The sequence below is a fragment of the Dehalococcoidia bacterium genome (genome assembly GCA_035574915.1).
Lineage (GTDB): Bacteria > Chloroflexota > Dehalococcoidia > DSTF01 > WHTK01 > DATLYJ01.
In genome coordinates this window covers 1-5333 of record DATLYJ010000146.1, presented here as the reverse complement: position 1 = coordinate 5333, position 5333 = coordinate 1, and the positions used below count along the sequence as shown (strand labels likewise).

Annotated in this window: 4 protein-coding genes; 3 read left to right on the top strand and 1 reads right to left on the bottom strand. The window is 70.8% G+C overall.

Features of this window, described 5'->3' with window-relative positions:
- Positions 1 to 356 precede the first annotated feature (356 nt).
- Both VNN10_13350 and dut read left to right on the top strand, forming a co-directional pair.
- Positions 357 to 2594, top strand: a complete 2238-nt coding sequence (locus VNN10_13350; GenBank protein HXH23007.1) for a CoA transferase — start codon at positions 357 to 359, stop codon at positions 2592 to 2594.
- A gap of 20 nt (positions 2595 to 2614) precedes the next feature.
- Positions 2615 to 3052, top strand: coding sequence for a dUTP diphosphatase (gene dut, locus VNN10_13345; protein HXH23006.1), 438 nt, complete (start codon positions 2615 to 2617; stop codon positions 3050 to 3052).
- Here dut and VNN10_13340 read toward each other — a convergent pair.
- Positions 3049 to 3864 carry a PAS domain-containing protein gene (locus VNN10_13340; protein HXH23005.1) on the bottom strand — a complete coding sequence of 272 codons (816 nt, stop codon included), beginning with the start codon at positions 3862 to 3864 and terminating at the stop codon, positions 3049 to 3051. The two genes, dut and VNN10_13340, sit on opposite strands and share 4 nt — an antisense overlap.
- Before the next feature lie 93 nt (positions 3865 to 3957).
- Between VNN10_13340 and VNN10_13335 the strand changes: the two genes are divergently transcribed.
- Positions 3958 to 5333: hypothetical protein (locus VNN10_13335; protein ID HXH23004.1), on the top strand; the 1376-nt coding region annotated here is incomplete at its 3' end.

Here is a 5333-nt window from a genome sequence, read left to right as displayed (position 1 = left end):
GTCGCGAGCCACCACAGCGACGCCGGTGTCTGCGTCGGCGAGTGCACCCTGTACGACGAACAGGGCGCCATCGGCAAGAGCATCGTCTGCGGCGTCGCGAACCAGCGCGCGCCCGGCGCCTGGGGTGGGCCCGGCGCCAGGCCGGCGCCGGGTTCCTAGGCCGCTGCCGGGCCTTCCCACCTCCGCGCCTGGCTCCTGGCCTCGCCGCCACCGTCGCCTGGCATGGGGCGCTGCAGCGGAGGCCGAGACTGCTCGCCCTCCCTAACGCGACCCGGGGTGGCCCTCCCTCACCCCCTGGGGCCCTTCGCCGACCGCTGTTGTATCCTTCGGCCATTACCGGCTTGCAGGAGGCGGGGATGGCAGGCGCTCTCGACGGCATTCGCGTGATCGACTTCGGGCAATACATTGCCGGCCCCATGACCGGCATGCTCCTGGCTGACCAGGGCGCCGAGGTCATCAAGGTCGACCCGCCGGGCGGACCTGTCTGGGACTCGCCCGCCAACGCCACCTATAACCGCGGCAAGCGCTCCATCACCCTCGACCTCAAGTCCCCCGGCGACCGTGACCTCGCCCAGAAGCTCATCGCCGGCGCCGACGTCCTCGTCGAAAACTTCCGCCCCGGCGTCATGGACCGCCTCGGGGTCGGCGCCGAGGCGATGATGGCAGCCAATCCGCGCCTCGTGTACTGCTCCATGCCGGGCTTCGCTAACGATGACCCGCGCCGTGACCTCGCCGCCTGGGAAGGCGTCCTCGGCGCCGCCACTGCGACCTACCGTCCCGCGCCCGGGACAGGGCGGCCTGTCTACACTGCGATCCCCATTTCCTCCGTTTACGCCGCCTTCCAGGCCTCCGTCGCCATCGCGATGGCGCTGAACGCGCGCGAGCGCGACGGCGCTGGCCAGCGCATCGAGATGCCCCTGTTCGACGCCACCTTCGCCGCCATAGGTTCGCGCGGCCTCCGCGTGCACAGCCGCCCGCCGGGCGCGGACGCCCAGGCCATGGCGCGCATCATGGGCTGGACGCGTCAGTTCCAGTGCAAGGACGGGCGCTGGATCATGTTCCACGGCGGCAACAAGAACTTCGTCGACTTCCTGCGTGCCGTCGGCGCCGAAGAGTGGGCGCGCGATACCTCCCCGGAGACCGCCCGCCGCACCGAAGAGCTCTTCCGCACTCGCACCGCCCAGGAGTGGGAGGACTTCGCGGAAAAGGTCGGGACCGAGTGCTCCGTCTGCCGCACCAGCGCCGAGTGGCTCGAGAACGAACATGCCCGCGCCTCCCGCATCATCATCGAGACCACCGACCCGGTCCTTGGCCGACTCGTCCAGCCCGGCGTGAACGTCCGCATGTCCGCCACGCCCGGTGAGATCCGCTCCCCTCGCCCGGCGCCCAACCAGCACCGCGACGAAATCGTGGCGGCCGCTGTCTCTCCTCCGGCCACCCGTGCTGAGGCCGAGGCCCTCATCCGATCAGCCCTCGACGGCGTGAGGGTGATCGACCTCTGCATCGTCCTCGCCGGCCCCACCTGCGGCCGTACGCTCGCCGAGTTCGGTGCGGAGGTCATCAAGATCGACAGCCCCTATCGCGAGGGCGTCGCCTTCCACAACGACATCAACCGCGGCAAGCGCAGCATTGTCCTCGACCTCAAGAAGCCCGAAGGCCTCGAAATCTTCTGGAAGCTCGTCGACACAGCCGATGTCGTCGTCCAGAACTTCCGCAAGGGCATCGCCGAAAAGCTCGGCTTCGGTTACGAGGCGGTCAGGGCGCGGCGGCCCGACATCGTCTACGCCTCCCTCAACACCTACGGCCAGATCGGCCCCTTCGCCGGCCGCCCCGGCCACGAGCAGATCGCCCAGGCCGCCACTGGCATGCAGGAGCGTTACGGCGGCGACGGCCGTCCCACGCTACAGCCCTTCGCCGTGAACGACTACGGCACCGGCTTCATGGGCGCCTACGGCGTCGCCCTCGCCCTCCTCCACAGGCGCAAGACGGGCCAGGGTCAGCACGTCGACACCGCCCTCGCCTACACCGCGACCATGTTGCAGTCCCCGTTCATGCTCGACTACGCCGGCAAGGTCTGGGACGAGCCTAGGGGGCAGGACGCCATCGGCTCCGGCCCCCTGCACCGGCTCTACCAGTGCTCGGACGGCTGGCTGTTCCTCGCGGCGCGCCGGTCCGGCCTCCAGGCGTTGGAGGCGGCGCTGGCTTGCCCCGGCCTCGCCGCGCTGGAGGGCGACTCCCTCGCGTCCGCAATCGAGCAGGCGCTCGTCCGCCTCACGGTCGAGGACGCCGCCCAGCGCCTGACGGCCGCTGGCGCCGGCGCCCACCGCAACGTCGACGACGTCGCCGCGCTCATGGAAGACCCCTGGGTGCGCGCCCACGGCCTGAGCATCACCAGGGACCACGAAGGTCTCGGTCCCATCACGACGACCGGCCCCGGGCCGCGCCTGTCCCGCAGCCCCGTCGTCCCCGGGCGGCCCGCGCCTCGCCCCGGCGCGGACGCGCTCTCCGTCCTCGCGGACATCGGCATGGCAGACGAACTCGACAGCCTCGTCGCCCGCGGTATCGTGAAGACCGAGGGCATTTCGGCTCGCTAGGCTTGGGCCCTCAGGAACCCTTGCCGGTCGAGATCAAGGTCAAGCTCCTCCGGCCCGGCGCTAGACTGCCGCGGCGCGCAACTCCCGGCGCCTCCGGCTACGACCTTCACGCCTGCCTCGACGCGGGGGGATTCCTCGACCTTGGCCCGGACGTGACCCTCGTCCCCACCGGCATTGCCGTGGAAGCCCCGCCCGGCTACGACCTGCAGGTGCGGCCGCGCTCCGGTCTCGGGCGGGAGGGCGTGAACGTGGTCTTCGGGACGATAGACTCGGATTACCGCGGTGAAGTGCTGGTCTCCATGTACACCTTCGGTTCGCGCCGGGACTACCGTGTTTACGACGGCGACCGCATCGCACAACTGGTAGTCGTCAGGCTCGCCGAAGCTGACCTGGTGGAAGTCGCGGACCTCACCCCCTCGCAGCGCGAAGGTCGCGGCCACGGCTCCACGGGGCGCTAGCCCCCGAGAGGCCTCGCGCGCGCTACCCCCTCGAGGGCGACCACTTCCCCTTCGATCGAAAACAGGGGCGTGACCCGGTGCTCGGTGCGCACTACCACGCCGTCTCGCCGTAGCCAGCGCGCTACAAAGCGGCTCGGCCCGATGCCTCCGGCGCGTAAGCTCTCGATCAGCGCGCGGTCATCTGCGTGCACGAGCTTCAGGCCGAGGTCCGGGTCGCGGTAGTGATCCTCAGGTGTATAGCCGACGAGCCGCTCCACCGAGGCGCTGACGTACTCGAACCGCGGCTCCGGGAGGAACCTGAAGGCGTACACCACATCGTCCTCGTGGTCGGCGAGCAGGGGATAGCGTTCCAGGCCTTCGGCGGCGCCTGTCCTCTCGCGGATCGCGGCCAGGACGTCCGCCGTGGCGGCGGCGGCTTCCGGAAGCCTGGCTTCTACGTTCGCGGCCGCTTGCGGCGCCGCGAACAAGGCCAGGAACGCCAGGGCGTTCCCCGCGACGCGGAGCATGACGCAGGCAGTGGCTCCCGCCTCGCGGGACCACGCGAGCGCCTGGGCGCTGAAAAGCAGGTCGTCCACCGCGACCTGCCCTGTGCCGCTCGATGGCAGGAACTGCCCTACTGCCCGGACGGGGAGTTCCCGGGACCAGAGCCAGTTCCGAAAGGGCTGAAACGCTGGCCCGGCCGCGCCTGCGAGCGCGACCGCTCGATAGCTCTCGCCGCCAGGCACGGCCGTCCACACGCCCGCGACCGGGAGGGCACGGCTGGAGAGTCCGGCCAGCAGGCCTTCGAGGCTCTCGCGAAACTCGTTCGCCACCTTAATTACTGAAGGTTAGCTCCTTAAAAGGTTGTGCTCCAGGGCCATTCGGACAGTCAAGAAGGGTCACGCTACAATGGAGGTCAAGGCCCCGTGCAGCCGCACGAGGCCGTTTCGGCGTTAACATTCATGGACCTGTCGAACCTGCTCCCGCCTGTCTCTCGCGCCCTGGGCGGCGGCCGCGCCGAGCCGGGGCGGCGGCTCGTCCTCGGCGTTGCCGACGCCGTGAAGCCTGCCGTCATCGCCGCCAGCGCCCGGGATGCCCAGGGCCCCGTGCTCGTAGTCGTTGCCAGGGCGCTGCGCGCCCGCGACCTGGTCGACGAGCTTGCCGCCTGGCTGGGCGCCGATGCTGCCCGCGTGCGGCTCTTCCCGGAGCGCGACACCCTGCCCTACGAGAGGGCTGCTGAAGACCCCTGGGAGGTCAGGGAACGCCTGGACGTCATCGCCCGGCTATCGTCCGGTGGACGTCCGATAGTCGTCGCCTGCGTCGAGGCTGTGGCCCAGCGCACGCTCTCCCCGAAGGCGGCGGCGGAGTCCGTGTCGACCCTCTCGGCCGGCATGCGGCTCACCCCGGACGACCTCCTTCGCCGGCTGCACGCCTCCGGCTACGAGGTCGCGCCCCTGGTCGAGGCGCCCGGGCAGGCCGCGCGCCGCGGCGGCATCATCGACCTCTTCCCGCCTTCAAGCGCCCGCCCCATCCGTGTGGAATTCTTCGGTGGCCAGGTCGAGAGCATCCGCGAGTTCGACCCCGACACTCAGCGCTCCCAGGGCCGACTCGATACCGCGACGGTCGGACGAGCCTATGAGTTCTCGCCCGACCCCGCCGCAGCCGCCCGCCTGCGAGACCTGCTCGACTTCTCGCGCTGCAGCGATGACGTCCGCGAGCGCATCACCGAAGGCCTCGACGCGCTGGCTGACGGCGACGTGAAGCGCGCGCCACCCTTCCTCGCCTCCCTCCTCTCGCCCTTCTCGCTTCTGGACCATCTGCCTGCAGGGTCCACCGTCGTCCTGGACGAGCCTCTGGACCTCTCCCGCGCCCTGGACGAGTACGTCGCCGAGACCGCGACCATGCGCATCGAGCGCGAGATGCGGGGCGAGCTTCCCTCCGGTCTACCGCCTGCCCAGGCGAACTGGCACGACCTCCAGCCGTCACTGGAGCGGCACGCCCTGCTCGAACTGGCGCGCTTCGCCACCGAGGAGTCCGGCGCCGCCAGGCCGCCCTTCAGCGCCGCGGCCGGCTACGGCGGCCGCGTCCGTGTCCTGGCCCGGGACCTCGGCGAGGCTATTCGCGGCCCCTCCGCGGCAAGCGTGGTGATCGTCTCGCAGCAGGCCTCCCGGCTCGCGACCATCCTCGGGGACGAAGGCCTGCCCCTGCGCTCGGTCGACGCCCGGATAGACGAGCCTGACCCGGGCCTCGTCCAGTTGGTGCGAGGCTCCCTGCCTCACGGCTGGCGGCTGGCAGGCGCCCG

What these genes read in the sequence shown, in the direction of transcription:
- VNN10_13350 (HXH23007.1), top strand. Translation starts at nt 357, where the DNA reads ATGGCAGGCGCTCTCGACGGCATTCGCGTGATCGACTTCGGGCAATAC.